16 protein-coding genes are annotated in these 13586 nt (G+C 68.3%); 9 read left to right on the forward strand and 7 right to left on the reverse strand.

Annotated features, from left to right (window positions below; genetic code table 11):
* The 3 genes from odhB to RT567_RS07565 form a co-directional block, all read left to right on the forward strand.
* A partial coding sequence (gene odhB / locus RT567_RS07555; protein WP_313575487.1) for a 2-oxoglutarate dehydrogenase complex dihydrolipoyllysine-residue succinyltransferase occupies positions 1-742 on the forward strand: 742 nt, incomplete at its 5' end.
* 89 nt (positions 743-831) lie between these two features.
* Positions 832-1275 carry a hypothetical protein gene (locus RT567_RS07560; protein ID WP_313575489.1) on the forward strand — a complete coding sequence of 148 codons (444 nt, stop codon included), beginning with the start codon at positions 832-834 and terminating at the stop codon, positions 1273-1275.
* A gap of 64 nt (positions 1276-1339) precedes the next feature.
* Complete coding sequence (locus RT567_RS07565; RefSeq protein WP_313575491.1) at positions 1340-1849, forward strand: hypothetical protein; 510 nt, start codon at positions 1340-1342, stop codon at positions 1847-1849.
* 14 nt (positions 1850-1863) lie between these two features.
* On the opposite strand, the gene RT567_RS07570 is transcribed toward RT567_RS07565, so the two are convergent.
* On the reverse strand, positions 1864-2130 hold the full coding sequence (locus RT567_RS07570; RefSeq protein ID WP_087141815.1) for a DUF6356 family protein: 267 nt from the start codon (positions 2128-2130) through the stop codon (positions 1864-1866).
* A 141-nt stretch (positions 2131-2271) separates the two neighbouring features.
* Here RT567_RS07570 and RT567_RS07575 point away from each other — a divergent pair, with 141 nt between their 5' ends.
* A complete protein-coding gene (locus tag RT567_RS07575; RefSeq protein WP_313575493.1) occupies positions 2272-3462 on the forward strand; it encodes an acyl-CoA dehydrogenase in 1191 nt (396 codons plus the stop codon).
* 127 nt (positions 3463-3589) lie between these two features.
* On the forward strand, positions 3590-4951 hold the full coding sequence (locus tag RT567_RS07580) for a trypsin-like peptidase domain-containing protein (protein ID WP_313575495.1): 1362 nt from the start codon (positions 3590-3592) through the stop codon (positions 4949-4951).
* A gap of 330 nt (positions 4952-5281) precedes the next feature.
* Here RT567_RS07580 and fabB read toward each other — a convergent pair whose 3' ends face one another.
* The 3 genes from fabB to RT567_RS07595 all read right to left on the reverse strand — a co-directional run bounded on the left by fabB (position 5282) and on the right by RT567_RS07595 (position 7701).
* On the reverse strand, positions 5282-6511 hold the full coding sequence (fabB, locus tag RT567_RS07585; RefSeq protein ID WP_292057389.1) for a beta-ketoacyl-ACP synthase I: 1230 nt from the start codon (positions 6509-6511) through the stop codon (positions 5282-5284).
* 63 nt (positions 6512-6574) lie between these two features.
* Complete coding sequence (fabA, locus tag RT567_RS07590) at positions 6575-7114, reverse strand: 3-hydroxyacyl-[acyl-carrier-protein] dehydratase FabA (RefSeq protein WP_125899477.1); 540 nt, start codon at positions 7112-7114, stop codon at positions 6575-6577.
* Between the two features lie 80 nt (positions 7115-7194).
* Entirely contained in the window at positions 7195-7701 is a 507-nt protein-coding gene (locus RT567_RS07595; RefSeq protein ID WP_313575497.1) for an SH3 domain-containing protein, read from the reverse strand.
* 119 nt (positions 7702-7820) lie between these two features.
* On the opposite strand from RT567_RS07595, the gene RT567_RS07600 reads away from it, so the two are divergent.
* Positions 7821-8807 carry a D-glycerate dehydrogenase gene (locus RT567_RS07600; RefSeq protein ID WP_313575499.1) on the forward strand — a complete coding sequence of 329 codons (987 nt, stop codon included), beginning with the start codon at positions 7821-7823 and terminating at the stop codon, positions 8805-8807.
* On the opposite strand, the gene RT567_RS07605 is transcribed toward RT567_RS07600, so the two are convergent.
* Positions 8804-9553 carry a molybdopterin-synthase adenylyltransferase MoeB gene (locus RT567_RS07605; protein WP_313575508.1) on the reverse strand — a complete coding sequence of 250 codons (750 nt, stop codon included), beginning with the start codon at positions 9551-9553 and terminating at the stop codon, positions 8804-8806. The two genes, RT567_RS07600 and RT567_RS07605, sit on opposite strands and share 4 nt — an antisense overlap.
* A 61-nt stretch (positions 9554-9614) precedes the next feature.
* Positions 9615-10025 (reverse strand): BLUF domain-containing protein, encoded by a 411-nt coding sequence (locus RT567_RS07610; protein ID WP_313575501.1) that lies wholly within the window; start codon positions 10023-10025, stop codon positions 9615-9617.
* A gap of 173 nt (positions 10026-10198) precedes the next feature.
* Between RT567_RS07610 and hslV the strand changes: the two genes are divergently transcribed.
* Together hslV and hslU are read left to right on the forward strand one after the other, a co-directional pair.
* A complete protein-coding gene (gene hslV / locus RT567_RS07615) occupies positions 10199-10768 on the forward strand; it encodes an ATP-dependent protease subunit HslV (RefSeq protein WP_291780815.1) in 570 nt (189 codons plus the stop codon).
* A gap of 72 nt (positions 10769-10840) precedes the next feature.
* Positions 10841-12148, forward strand: coding sequence for an ATP-dependent protease ATPase subunit HslU (gene hslU, locus RT567_RS07620; RefSeq protein ID WP_313575503.1), 1308 nt, complete (start codon positions 10841-10843; stop codon positions 12146-12148).
* Between the two features lie 31 nt (positions 12149-12179).
* Here hslU and RT567_RS07625 read toward each other — a convergent pair whose 3' ends face one another.
* On the reverse strand, positions 12180-12920 hold the full coding sequence (locus RT567_RS07625) for an alpha/beta hydrolase (RefSeq protein ID WP_313575505.1): 741 nt from the start codon (positions 12918-12920) through the stop codon (positions 12180-12182).
* A gap of 81 nt (positions 12921-13001) precedes the next feature.
* Between RT567_RS07625 and RT567_RS07630 the strand changes: the two genes are divergently transcribed.
* Positions 13002-13586 (forward strand): glycosyltransferase family 9 protein (locus tag RT567_RS07630; RefSeq protein WP_313575507.1); only part of this gene is annotated, 585 nt, incomplete at its 3' end.

Genomic DNA, 13586 nt, shown 5'->3' on the forward strand with positions numbered 1-13586 from the left:
CGCGCCCGCCGCCGCCGCCCCGGCCGCGCCGCGCGCCGATCAGCCGCGCGAAGAGCGGGTGAAGATGACGCGCCTGCGTCAGACCATCGCCCGTCGCCTGAAGGAATCCCAGAACACGGCCGCCCAGCTGACCACCTTCAACGAGGTGGACATGACCAACGTCATGGCCCTGCGCGCCCAGTACAAGGAAGTGTTCGAGAAGCGCCACGGCGTGAAGCTGGGCTTCATGTCCTTCTTCACCAAGGCCGTGGTTCAGGCCCTGCACGAAATCCCGGCCGTCAACGCTGAGATCGACGGCACGGACATCATCTACAAGAACCACTACGACATCGGCATCGCCGTCGGCACCGACAAGGGCCTGGTGGTTCCGGTGCTGCGCGACGCCGACGCCCTGTCGCTGGCCGGCATCGAGAAGGGCATCGGCGCCCTGGGCAAGGCCGCCCGTGACGGCGCCCTGACCATGGATCAGATGCAGGGCGGCACCTTCACCATCACCAACGGCGGCACCTACGGCTCGCTGATGTCGACGCCGATCCTGAACGCGCCGCAGTCGGGCATTCTCGGCATGCACAACATCGTGCAGCGCCCGATGGCCATCAACGGCGAGGTCAAGATCCGCCCGATGATGTACCTGGCCCTCAGCTACGATCACCGCATCGTCGACGGCAAGGAAGCCGTGACCTTCCTGGTCCGCATCAAGGAACTGCTGGAAGATCCGGCGCGCGCCCTGCTGGACCTGTAAGGTCCGCGCGACGCGAACGACTGACGACGGCGGGCCTTCGGGTCCGCCGTTTTCAATTGCGCGCCTCGCAGGCGTGTTAGGCTGACGCCATGAGCCTGGTCGAGATCGCCCGCTATCAAGACGTCTATGAGGCCGATCTGGCCGCCGCCTTCCTGTCGTCGCACGACATCGAGGTGTCGGTGACCGAGCGGTTCCAGACCACGGTTGACCCCTTGATGCAGCGCGCCCTGGGCATCCGGCTGATGGGGCGGGCGGATCAGATGGAACAGGCGCGTGATCTGCTGGCGCGCGCGGGGGCGGGCGAGTTCGCGACGGATGAGGGCGATGATCTGGACCGGGCTGATCCGGCGTCACGAACGGCGTCGCGGGGGCTGGCGTTGGTGGTCGCCGCCACGGCGGGCGGTTTCGCCGGAACCAGCCTGCCGCGTCGTCTCAGCGGTCTGCAATGGGTCGGCCTGGCGCTGATCGCGGCGATCCTGCTGCTGTCCGGCGTCGCATGGCTGTGGGCGAGCGTGAACGGCGCAATGGGCTGACGGCTTGACGGGCGCGGCGGAAATGACAGAGCTTCTCGTCTTCCCCTGAAATGGAGAGTTTCGTTTGCGCTTCAATCTGATCCCTGCGTCCGGCCTGGGCCTGGCGGCCGTTCTCATGGCCTGCGGACCGGCTCCGGCGGAAGCGCCTGTCGCAGCGCCTGCCGTCGAGGCGGCTCCGGTGACGCCCGCAACGGCCCCCGCCGCCGAGAGAAGCGCCGACTTCCGCCGCACCGATCCGGCCCAGGCCGACCTCAAGCTGATCGAGGAAGGCGACGAATGGCGCGTGGTGATCCGCGCCGGGGGCGTTCCGAACGGCGGGGCCACGGCGGCGGATTGCGAGCTTCAGGCGCGCGGCGCCCAGGACCGCGACGACGTCATCCACGCCAAGCTGATCCCGTTCGAGGGCGAGCTGAACGAACTGCCGGCGGCCGACATCGGCGCCGATGCGCCGGTCGTTACGGTGCGTGTGGGACCGGAAGGCGCCTTCGTCGAGGACAGCACGGCCGCCGGTCGTTTCTGCGGCATGGGCTCCGACATCTCGGGCTTCTACAGCCGTACCCAGACGCCAGACTGAGTGCGCGTCAGGGGCTAGAGGCCGACGTCCCAGACGCCCGCGTCGCGCATGCGGCATTCGCGGGCCTCTGCGGCGCGGCCGCCCATGTCGTGGGCCATGCCGCGAATGGCGTCGGACACCGTGGTCTTGTGCAGACCGGGCGTCACCGCATGGATGAAGGCGCACCCCGCCAGGCGCAGCAGCTTGAAGCCGAAACGCGACGACGCGGCCATATGTTCGAGATAGGTCTCGTCGACCTCACGCGGGTGATCGCGGAACAGGCGGTTGAAAGCGTTCGACATGAAGACAGCCTAGCGTGTTCGCGCCGGTCCCTCTACCCGGCCGCCGCATTCTGGCCTAAACCCGCCGTAGCAACAGGGGGCGCTTCGTCACGCCGCTTCAACCCCGCGTGAGGCCCCTGCCGAGATCTAAAAGGACGACCGATGGCCGACGGCAAGACCACTTCCGCCCAAACTTTCCGCTGGGAAGACCCCTTCGACCTGACGGGCCGTCTGACCGATGAGGAGCGGATGGTGCAGGACGCGGCGCGGTCCTATGCGCGTGAGGCCCTGCTGCCGCGCGTCGTCGCCGCCTTCCGCGACGAGGTGTTCGATCGCGCGATCATGACCGAGATGGGCGAGATGGGCTTCCTGGGCGCCATGCTGCCGGAACAGTACGGCGGCTCCGAAGCGTCGCACGTCGCCTATGGCCTGATCGCCCGCGAGGTCGAGGCGATCGACAGCGGCTATCGTTCGGCCATGTCGGTGCAGTCGTCGCTGGCCATGTATCCGATCTACGCCTTCGGCTCCGAAGAGCAGAAGCTTAAATTCCTTCCGAAAATGGCGGCGGGCGAGCTGGTCGGCTGCTTCGGCTTGACTGAGGCGGACGGGGGGTCGGACCCGGCCTCGATGAAGACCACGGCGGTCGCGGTCGACGGCGGCTATCGTCTGAACGGCGGCAAATACTGGATCACCAACTCGCCCATCGCCGACCTGGCCATCGTCTGGGCCAAGTTGGACGGGGTCATTCGCGGCTTCATCGTCGAGCGCGACTTCGACGGCTTCACCACGGGCAAGATCGGCGACAAGCTGTCGCTGCGCGCCTCGGTGACGGGCGACATCGGCCTGAACGAAGTCTTCGTGCCGGAGGCCAACCTCCTGCCGGGCGTCCAGGGGCTGCGCGGGCCGTTCTCCTGCCTGAACAAGGCGCGCTTCGGCATCGCCTGGGGCGCGATGGGCGCGGCCGAGTTCTGCTTCCACGCCAGCCGCGACTATGTGGCCGAGCGCACCCTGTTCGGCCGCCCGCTGTCGTCGCGCCAACTGGTGCAGAAGAAGCTGGCCGACATGCAGACCGAGATCTTCCTGGGCTTCGAGGGCGCCTATGCCCTGGGCCGCCTGCTGGACACCGGCGCCTGGGTGCCCGAGGCCATCAGCCTGATGAAGCGCAACAACTGCGGCAAGGCCTTGGCCGTGGCGCGTGAGGCCCGCGACATGCACGGCGGGGCCGGAATCACCGGCGAACTGCACGTCATGCGCCACGCCATGAACCTGGAAACGGTCAACACCTATGAGGGGGCGCACGACGTCCACGCCCTGATCCTGGGCCGTGCGATCACGGGCGAAGCCGCCTTCTGAGACAAGCGTTGCAGAAAACGCGCGACGCGACGATCCTTTGCCGTTGTCGTGCGTTTGTCTCGCCTGCGGGGCGGCGATGCTCGCCTGTCTGTCGGCCGAAGGCGGTCGGCGCCTGAAGGAAACCGGAATGACGAAACACAGCCTGCTGGCCGGCGCCGCCCTGGCGATCTTCAGCTTCAGCGGCATGGCCCAGGCTGCGCCTCTTGGCGCGGCGATGGGGAGTGCAGCCTCGACGGCTGTCCAGTCGCCTGTCGCGGCCATGCCCTATGACGCCCGGCGCGGCGTTTTCACCTTCGCCGCAGGCCTGGAGGAAAGCCTGCCCGCCGTAGTCCAGGTGACGACCCTGGGCCAGTCGCGCGGCCCCAGTTCGGCGAACAACCCCAAGCCCTCGCAGGGCGGCTCGGGCGTCATTATCGACGCGCGTGAAGGCATCATCGTCACCAACCACCACGTCATCGAGAACGGCCAGAAGTTCACGGTCGACCTGATCGATGGCCGCCTGTTCGACGCTACCCTGATCGGCGCCGACAAGGCGACGGACATCGCCGTGCTGAAGATTGACGCCACCGGCCTGTCGCAGGTGACGACGGTGGATTCCGACACCCTGCGCAGCGGCGACCTGGCCTTCGCGGTCGGCTATCCCCTGGGCCTGGATCAGACCCTGACCATGGGCGTCATCTCGGGCCTGAACCGCTCGGGCATGGGCGACGCCATCGAGGACTACATCCAAACAGACGCGGCGGTGAACTCGGGCAACTCGGGCGGGCCGCTGCTGGACAGCCGGGGCCGCCTAATCGGCATCAACACGGCCATCCTGTCGGGCGGTTTCGGCGGCGGCAACGACGGCATCGCCTTCGCCGTGCCGACGCGCATCATGATGTTCGTGGTCGATCAGCTGCGCGCCACCGGCGAGGTCAAGCGCGGCCGCGTCGGCCTGGGCCTGGGCTCCCTGACGGCCGAGCGCGCGCGCGAGGTTGGGCTGAACATCGTGCGCGGCGCCGTGGTCTATGACGTCGAGCCGGGCTCGGCGGGCGAGAAGGCGGGGCTGAAGGCCGGCGACGTGCTGACGCGCATCCAGGACCGCCCAGTGGCCAACGCCGGTTCGGTCCAGGCCACGGTCGGCATCGCCCGCGCCGGAACCCAGATGCCGGTCGTCTATCTGCGTGACGGCCGTGAGGCCTCCACTCGGCTGACGATCGAGCCGTCCGATCCGGCGCCGGTGCGTGTCGGCGCGCAGGCGGCCATGGCGCGCGGCCTGACGGTGCGCAATCCGGCTTCGGGGCGCGGGGCTCAGATCGCGGTGGTCGAGGCCGGGTCTTCCGCCGCCGCCGCCGGCTTCCAGGCCGGTGATGTGGTGGTTCAGGCGAACGGCGCCGAGATCGCGGACATGAGGGATCTGGCCCAGCGGCTTCAGGCGGCGGGCGAGGCGGTCGTGCCGGTCATCGTGCTGCGTGACAATGAACGGGTCGAGATCGACCTGCCGGCCTGATCCCACTCATTTGAAGGCTTGTTGGAATCGCCCGCGTGACCCGGCGTCGCGCGGGCGAAGTCTTGTGCGTCGAATAGGGGAGCAGACAGCAAAACGCCCGCGCTGCCGGGGAGGGGGAGGAGGGGCAGGCGCGGGCGTCGCTTGGAGGAAGCATCGACCCGCCGAAGCCCTAAGCGGAAAAATCCAGGGGGCTGGGGGGGGCTGTTCAGGATCCGGGACTTTTCCGAACTCCGACGGGCCGATGATGCATGTGTGCGCGCCGTTCCGGGCGGGCGAAGGACCGAATGGGGGCGTTTTCGTGTCGCTTCGTATTTTCCCGATCGGTGAAGCTTAGACCTTGGACAGGATCAGGGTGGCGTTGGTGCCGCCGAACCCGAAGCTGTTGGACATGACATGCTTCAGTTCACCGTCGTGGCGTTGACGCAGGATCGGCATGCCCTCGAACTCGGGGTCCAGGTTCTCGATGTGGGCGCTCTCGGCCGCGAAGCCGTGCTTCATCATCAACAGGCAGTAGATGGCTTCCTGCGCGCCCGCCGCGCCCAGCGAGTGGCCCGTCAGCGACTTGGTCGAGGAGATCATCGGCATGGCGTCGCCGAAGACGTTGCGCACTGCGCCCATCTCCTTCAGGTCGCCGACCGGCGTCGAGGTGCCGTGCGGGTTCAGGTAGTCGATCTTCGGATTGCCGGCCATCTCCAGCGCGATCTTCATGCAGCGCTCGGCGCCCTCGCCCGAGGGGGCCACCATGTCGTAGCCATCCGAGTTGGCGCCATAGCCGGTGACTTCGGCGTAGATGGTCGCGCCGCGCGCCACGGCGCGTTCGTATTCTTCCAGCACCACGATGCCGGCGCCGCCGGCGATGACGAAGCCGTCGCGCGTCGTGTCATAGGCGCGGCTGGCCTTGTCCGGCGTGTCGTTGAAGTTGGAGGACATGGCGCCCATGGCGTCGAACATGTTCGACATGGACCAGTCGATGTCCTCGCAGCCGCCGGCGAAGACCACGTCCTGCTTGCCCCAGGCGATCTGCTCGGCGGCCGCGCCGATGCAGTGGGCGCTGGTCGCGCAGGCCGAGCTGATCGAATAGTTGATGCCTTTCAGCTCGAACCAGGTGGCCAGCACGGCCGAGGGGCCGGACGCCATGGCCTTGGGCACGGCGAAGGGGCCGACGCGCTTGGGCGAGCCCTTTTCGACCGTGGTGGCCGCCGCCTGCAGGATGACCTGGGTCGAGGGGCCGCCCTCGCCGACGATCAGGCCGATGCGTTCGTTCTTGATCTCGTCGGCGGACAGGCCGCTGTCCTTCAGCGCCTCTTCAAAGGCGATGTGCGCCCAGGCCGTGCCGTTGGCCAGGAAACGCGCGGCGCGGCGATCGACCAGAGGCGCCCAGTCCTCGGCCGTATGGCCCAGGGCCGGCGGCGCCCAGACCTGCGAGCGGAAGCCGTATTTGGCGTGGTCGGCGGCGTGCTGGACGCCCGACTTGGCGTCGCGCAGGGAGGCCGCGACCTGATCCTGGCCGGTGCCGATGGAAGAGACGATGCCCAGTCCGGTGACGACGACACGCCGCATGGTGTTTCCAATCCTACAAAGTCTGCGGACGCCGCGTTGGCCGCGGCTATCCATCAAGTGGGGTCAGGCGGCGTCCGGTTCCACCGGAGCCGCGCCGCCGAACAGGCCGACGCGCATATCGGCGCAAGTATAGATGACCTCGCCGTCGGCCTCGAGCACGCCGTCGGCGATGCCCATGACCAGCTTGCGGTTGATGACGCGCTTCAGGTGGACCTTATAGACCACCTTCTTGACGTCCGGCGTCACCTGGCCGGTGAACTTGACCTCGCCAACGCCCAGCGCCCGGCCCTTGCCGGGGCCGCCGATCCAGCCCAGGTAGAAGCCGACCAGTTGCCACATGGCGTCCAGACCCAGACAGCCCGGCATGACCGGATCGCCGATGAAGTGGCACTGGAAGAACCAGAGGTCCGGGTTGATGTCGAGTTCGGCCTCGACATAGCCCTTGCCGTAGTCGCCGCCGTCGGCGCTGATGGTCTTGATCCGGTCGAACATCAGCATGGGCGGGGCCGGCAGCTGGGCGTTGCCCGGACCGAACAGCTCGCCTCGGCCCGAGGCCAGCAGGCCTTCGTGATCGAACGACGACGGATATTGCGACTGGCTCAAGGGAAATCGGCTCCGAAAGGTGTTGCTGGCGGGTTACACGACCCTGAGGCCGCGCTCAACCATGCCGTCACTATATGAGATCAGGAGGTGCGGCCGGCGCCGGCGGGGCGGGCGGCGTTGCACAGAGCCCGTTCCTGCGTGCCGAAGACGGCGCGTTCGGCGACCCAGCCGCGCAGTTTGCGCGCTCGCACCCGGCACCAGCCGTCCTCGCACTCGTCCAGGGGGATCAGGGCGTTCGGCGACAAAAGGGCGCGGACGGAGGCGGTCTCGGACCGGCCCGTGCGGATCGGCACCGCTTCGTTCGAGCGGTTGAAGACGCTGCGGCGGCCCGAGGCGACGGTGCGGTGGATCCAGGCGACGGACCCTTCCGGGTCGCAGATCTTGCGCCATTCGCGCGTCTCGGCGATCACCTGAACCGGCAAGCCGGCGGCGCGATATTCCCACAGGATGCGGTAGTCGAGGCCCGGTCCCTGGCGCGCCCGCACCTGCGACGACTTCAGCGTCACCCAGCGCGGCACCTCCAGTCCCGTCGGGGTCGGGCGGCCGTCGGGCATGGTCGAGCCCGCCGCCAACAGAACGCCGGTCATGAGGACAGCGGCGAGGGCCGCGACGCGAGGCGCCCTTTTGAACCTGACCGCAGCTTTGCTAGACACCGAATATCGACCCGTTCCGAACGGGCGCCGCCCGTGGAAAACCCAGGTCCCCTATGTCTGCTCGCAAGCTTAAGGTCGTATTAACCAGACGCCTGCCTGACGCCGTCGAAACGCGGATGCGCGAACTTTTCGACGCCGAGCTGAACCTGACCGACCGGCCCATGTCGCGCGATGAACTGGCCGCGGCCCTGCAACGGGCCGATGTGCTGGCGCCGACCATCACCGACCACCTGGACGCCGAACTGATCGCAGGCGCAGGCCAGCAGTTGAAGATGATCGCCAACTTCGGCGCGGGCGTGGATCACATCGACATCGACGCCGCCGTCGGGCGCGGGATCATCGTCACCAATACGCCGGGCGTCCTGACCGAGGACACGGCCGATCTGGGCATGAGCCTGATCCTGGCGGTCAGCCGTCGCATCGTCGAAGGCGCGGGCGTGGTCGAGGCCGGTCGTTTCGAGGGCTGGAGCCCGACCTGGATGTGCGGCCGCAAGCTGTGGGGCAAGCGTCTGGGCATCGTCGGCATGGGCCGCATCGGCCAGGCCCTGGCCCGTCGCGCCAAGGCCTTCGGGATGCAGGTCCACTACCACAACCGCAAGCCCGTCCCGGACATGATCGCCGAGGAGCTGGGCGCCACCTGGTGGGACGATCTGGACCAGATGCTGGCGCGGATGGACGTCATCTCGCTGAACTGCCCGGCGACCAAGGAGACGCACCACCTGCTGTCGGCCGAGCGTCTGGCGCGCCTTCAGCCGCACGCCATCGTGGTCAACACCGCGCGCGGCGAACTGATCGATGAGGCGGCCCTGGCCGAGGCGTTGGACCGCCGCGCCCTGTTCGGCGTCGGTCTGGACGTGTTCGAGAACGAGCCAAAGGTGCACCCCGGCCTGATCGGCCGCCCGAACGTGGTGCTGCTGCCGCACCTTGGTTCGGCGACCATCGAGGCGCGTCAGGACATGGGCGACCGCGTGATCGCCAACATCATGACCTGGCAGAACGGCCACCGTCCGCCGGACCGCGTCATCCCGGCGATGCTCTAGTCGCCGCGTCTTGACCCGCAGACGGGGCAGGCCGGGTCCGCGGCGATCTTCGCCACCCGGCTGGTTCCGGCCAGACCGTCGTAGAGCATCAGGCGGCCGGTCAGCGGTTCGCCCGCGCCGGTGATTAGCTTGATCGCCTCCAGCGCCGCCATGGCGCCGATGACGCCGGCCAGGGCGCCGACCACGCCGACGCGGGCGCAGGTCTCGGCGTCGGGCGGGATCTCGGGCACCAGGCACTGATAGCAGGGCCGGCCCTCGAGCACCGCCACCTGCCCCGACCAACGACCCAGGGCGCCCGACACCAGCGGCTTGCCCGCCGCCACGCAGGCGGCGTTGACGGCCAGCCGCGTCTCGAAGTCGTCGGTGCCGTCCAGCGCCAGGTCGAAATCCTGCATCAGCGCCGCCGCGCTGTCCGGCGTGACGCGCTGGTTGAAGGTCTGGACGGTCACGTGCGGGTTCAGGACGTTGAGACGTTCAGCGCCCGCCTCGACCTTGGCGCGGTCGGAATCTGCGGTCGTGAAGGCGATCTGGCGTTGCAGGTTGGACAGGGCGACCGTGTCGTCGTCGATCAGGCCCAGCGTCCCGACCCCGGCGGCGGCCAGATAAAGGGCGGCCGGATTGCCCACTCCGCCCATGCCAACGATCAGGACGCGGGCGCGTTTCAGCGCCTGCTGGCCGGGGCCGCCGATCTCGGACAGCACCAGTTGGCGGGCGTAGCGCTCGACCTCTTCGTCGGAGAAGCGCACGGGGGCGAGAGGGGCGGAGGATTGGGTCACGCCGACTGTCTAGCGCAGTCGGGCGGATGCGTCAGGCGGGAACGGGGGCGGCCCTGACGGCGAGCGCCAGCAGGGCCTCGGCGCGGGCGGGGCTGAGCTGATCCAGGGTCTCGCCGCCCAGCAGCCGGGCCGCCTCGGGCGTCAGCTCAGCCAGGATCATGGGCCAATCGCCGAACCGGCGGCCGGCGACGGCCATGTCGGACAACAGGCGCAGGTTCTCGTGACGCGGGTCGATCCGCAGCCGGTCCATCAGGCGGTCGATGTCGGCCCGGCGGCCCTCGATGATCTGCAGAAAGCGACCGCCATGGCGCATCAGGGCGCTGGTCAGGCCGTCGCGGCGATTGTTGCGCTCGGACTCGCCGAGGATCTCCGCCAGGGTCAGAAGGCTGGTCGCCGCGCCGCCGACGGCGTCGCTGACATAGATGGCGCGGTGCAGGGGCAAGGGAACTCAAAATACAAGACGCGGCCTCCGCCTTGCGAATGGGTAAGGCGGCGGCTCAACCGAGGGCGGTTCACCTTTCATGGCGCGATTAAGAATTGCTTATGGCTAGGCTTTCCGGGCGGGGCCGCCGGTTGCGACAAAGCCTGATCTTGCGGCGGACGGCGTGCTTCGCCATGTCAGCGGCCATGAACACGAGCGCCTCAAACTTCCCCGACTGGCACGGCACCACCATCCTGGCGGTGCGCAAGAACGGCCGCACTGTCATCGCCGGCGACGGCCAGGTCTCCATGGGGCCGACCATCGTCAAGGGCGCGGCGCGCAAGGTGCGAACCCTGGCGAACGGCAAGGTGCTGGCCGGGTTCGCTGGAGCCACGGCTGACGCCTTGACCTTGATCGAGCGGTTGGAAGCCAAGCTGGAGCAGTATCCGGACCAGCTGGCGCGCGCCTGCGTCGAACTGGCCAAGGACTGGCGCACCGACCGTTACCTGCGCCGTCTGGAGGCCATGCTGCTGGTGGCGGACAAGGACACCATCCTGACCGTCACCGGGGTCGGCGACGTGCTGGAGCCGGAATACGGCGTGGCTGCCGTCGGCTCGGGCGGGAATTATGCGCTGGCCGCCGCCCGCGCCCTGATCGACGAGAACACCGAGCTGGACGCCGAACAGATCGCCCGCAAGGCGATGAAGATCGCCGCCGACATCTGCGTCTACACCAACGGCAATCTGACCATCGAGAGTTTGTAGGGCGCTATCGCTCGCCGCGCGGCGGCTCGCTGCTTGAGCGCCTGATGCGCGTATTTCTGGACCCCCTGAACCATGACCGATCTGTCTCCCCGCGAAATCGTCTCCGAACTGGACCGCTTCATCGTCGGCCAGGACGACGCCAAGCGCGCCGTGGCGGTGGCCCTGCGCAACCGCTGGCGCCGCAAGCGCGTGCCCGACGACCTGCGCGACGAGGTCACGCCCAAGAACATCCTGATGATCGGCCCGACGGGGGTCGGCAAGACCGAGATCGCCCGGCGTCTGGCGCGTCTGGCGGGTTCGCCCTTCCTCAAGGTCGAAGCGACCAAGTTCACCGAGGTCGGCTACGTCGGCCGCGACGTCGATCAGATCATGCGCGACCTGGTCGAGAGCGCCCTGGTCATGGTCCGCGACAAGCGCCGCTCGGGCGTCAAGGCCCGCGCCGAAGGTCAGGCCGAGGAACGCATCCTGGACGCTCTGGTCGGCCCCGGCTCGCAGCCCGCCACCCGCGACGCCTTCCGCAAGAAGCTGCGCGCCGGCGAACTGGACGACAAGGAGATCGAGATCGCCCTGGCCGATACGACCTCGCCGCTGCAAGGGCTGGACATGCCGGGCGGCGGCGGCAACGTCGGCCTGCTGAACCTGTCGGAGATGCTGGGCAAGATAGGCGGCGGCCGCACCAAGACGGTCAAGCTGACCGTGCGCGACGCCTTGGCGCCCCTCGTCACCGAGGAGAGCGACAAGCTGCTGGATCAGGAAAGCCTGACCAAGGAAGCCCTGCTGCTGGCCGAAAACGAGGGCATCGTCTTCCTGGACGAAATCGACAAGGTGGCGGCGCGTCAGGATCGCGGCGGCGGCGCCGACGTGTCGCGCGAAGGGGTTCAGCGCGACCTGCTGCCCCTGATCGAGGGGACGACCGTCTCGACCAAGTACGGACCGGTGAAGACCGACCATGTGCTGTTCATCGCCTCGGGCGCCTTCCACGTCGCCAAGCCGTCGGACCTGCTGCCGGAACTGCAGGGCCGCCTGCCGATCCGGGTCGAGCTGAAGGCCCTGACCCGCGACGACTTCAAGCGCATCCTGACTGAGCCTGAGGCCAATCTGATCCGTCAGAACCAGGCCCTGCTGGCGACCGAAGGGGTCGAGCTGGTCTTCACCGACGACGCGGTCGAGGCCATGGCCGACGCCGCCGTGGCCGCCAACTCCACCGTCGAGAACATCGGCGCGCGCCGTCTGCAGACGGTGATGGAGCGGGTGCTGGAAGAGACCAGCTTCAAGGCCTCGGATCTGTCGGGCCAGACCCTGACCTTCGACGGCGACAAGGTGCGTGAAAAGGTTGGCGACCTGGCCAAGAACGTCGACCTGAGTCGGTTTATCCTGTGATGGGCTGATCCGCTGTCGCGGCGATGCGGGCTCAGCCCCGCATCGCCTCCACCGCTTCCACCAGCCGCTCCAGATCTGTAGGGCTGGACAGGCGGTGGTCGCCGCCTTCGATCAGGTCGAGGCGCAGGTCGCCGCCGCTCAGGCGCTCGGCCAGTTCGACCTGATGGCGCCACGGCACCACGTCGTCGGCGCGGCCCTGAAGCACATGAACCGGTGCACTGATGTCGATCACACCGTCCAGCAGCAGCCAGTCGCGCGCCTCCTCGAACATCCGCCGGGTCAGGACGTAGGAGCCCAGACCTTCCTCAGTGATGACCGTCTCGCCTTCGCGCAGGATGGCCTGACGCTCGTGGTCGGCCAGTCCCGGCCACATCAGCTTTTCGGTGAAGTCCTGCGCCGGATTGACCAGCACCACGCCCTTGACCCGGTCGGGGCGCGCCAGCGTCGCCAGCAGGGCCACCCAACCGCCCATGGATGAGCCGACCGGGATCACCGGCCCCTGAAGGCTGTCGATCAGGGCGATTGCGTCCTCGCGCCAGCGGCCAATGGTGGCCTGGTTCCAGTCGCCTGAAGAGACGCCATGGGCGAAGTGGTCGTAGCGCACATAGTTCCAGCCGCGCTGGCGGGCGGCGGCGTCCAGGGCCAGGGCCTTGGTCCCCTCCATGTCCGAGCGGAAGCCGCCGATCCAGACCACGGTCGGGCCGCCGCCTTCGACCGCCTTGAAGGCCAGCGTCTCGCCGTCGGGGCGGTTCAGGGTCTGGACGTCGGACATCGGAAACTCCTCGGACTGTCATTCCTCGCGGAATGGCTTTAGCAGAGACCGGGTCTCTTCACAGGCCGCGAGAGCCCCCGCTTGTCCGCACCCAAAGCCCTCTTCGTCAGCTCCAACCGGATCGGCGACTGCGTCATCTCCTCGGGCGTGATCCGCGAGATCGCGCGCCAGCTGCCGGGCGTTCAGATCACCGTCGCCTGCGGCCGTCCGCCCGCCCCCTTCTTCCGCTCGGCGCCGAACGTCGAGCGCGTCATCATCCTCGACAAGAAGAAAGCCGCTGGACACTGGGTCGATCTGTGGAAGCAGGTGCGCGGCACGCAGTGGGACATGGTCGTGGACATTCGCGGCTCGGCGCTCGCCTGGCTGACCCCGGCCAAGCGCCGCGTCGTCTACAACCGCCGCTGGGAGACCGGCCTGCGCAAGGTCGAGATGGTGTCGCGCCTGATGGGGGCGGCTACGCCGCTGGACCCGGAAATCTTCCTCGACGCTCAGGCCCGCGCCGAAGCGGCCGCGATCATCGACCCGCAACTGGCCGCCGAGCCGGGCGAAGGCCCGATCATCGCGCTCGCGCCGATCGCGCACCAGCCGGGCAAGTCCTGGCCCGCCGAGCGCTGGGGTCAGTTGGTCGAGAAGCTGAAGGCCGAGCCGCGCTTTGACGGCTGGCGC

The sequence above is a fragment of the Brevundimonas sp. genome (assembly GCF_032107865.1).
Classification (GTDB): domain Bacteria; phylum Pseudomonadota; class Alphaproteobacteria; order Caulobacterales; family Caulobacteraceae; genus Brevundimonas.

Coding starts and splice junctions, on each gene's coding strand:
- RT567_RS07560 (WP_313575489.1), top strand. CDS start 832: ATGAGCCTGGTCGAGATCGCCCGCTATCAAGACGTCTATGAGGCCGAT.
- RT567_RS07570 (WP_087141815.1), bottom strand. CDS start 2,130: ATGTCGAACGCTTTCAACCGCCTGTTCCGCGATCACCCGCGTGAGGTC.
- RT567_RS07575 (WP_313575493.1), top strand. CDS start 2,272: ATGGCCGACGGCAAGACCACTTCCGCCCAAACTTTCCGCTGGGAAGAC.
- RT567_RS07580 (WP_313575495.1), top strand. CDS start 3,590: ATGACGAAACACAGCCTGCTGGCCGGCGCCGCCCTGGCGATCTTCAGC.
- fabB (WP_292057389.1), bottom strand. CDS start 6,511: ATGCGGCGTGTCGTCGTCACCGGACTGGGCATCGTCTCTTCCATCGGC.
- RT567_RS07595 (WP_313575497.1), bottom strand. CDS start 7,701: ATGACCGGCGTTCTGTTGGCGGCGGGCTCGACCATGCCCGACGGCCGC.
- RT567_RS07600 (WP_313575499.1), top strand. CDS start 7,821: ATGTCTGCTCGCAAGCTTAAGGTCGTATTAACCAGACGCCTGCCTGAC.
- hslV (WP_291780815.1), top strand. CDS start 10,199: ATGTCAGCGGCCATGAACACGAGCGCCTCAAACTTCCCCGACTGGCAC.
- hslU (WP_313575503.1), top strand. CDS start 10,841: ATGACCGATCTGTCTCCCCGCGAAATCGTCTCCGAACTGGACCGCTTC.
- RT567_RS07625 (WP_313575505.1), bottom strand. CDS start 12,920: ATGTCCGACGTCCAGACCCTGAACCGCCCCGACGGCGAGACGCTGGCC.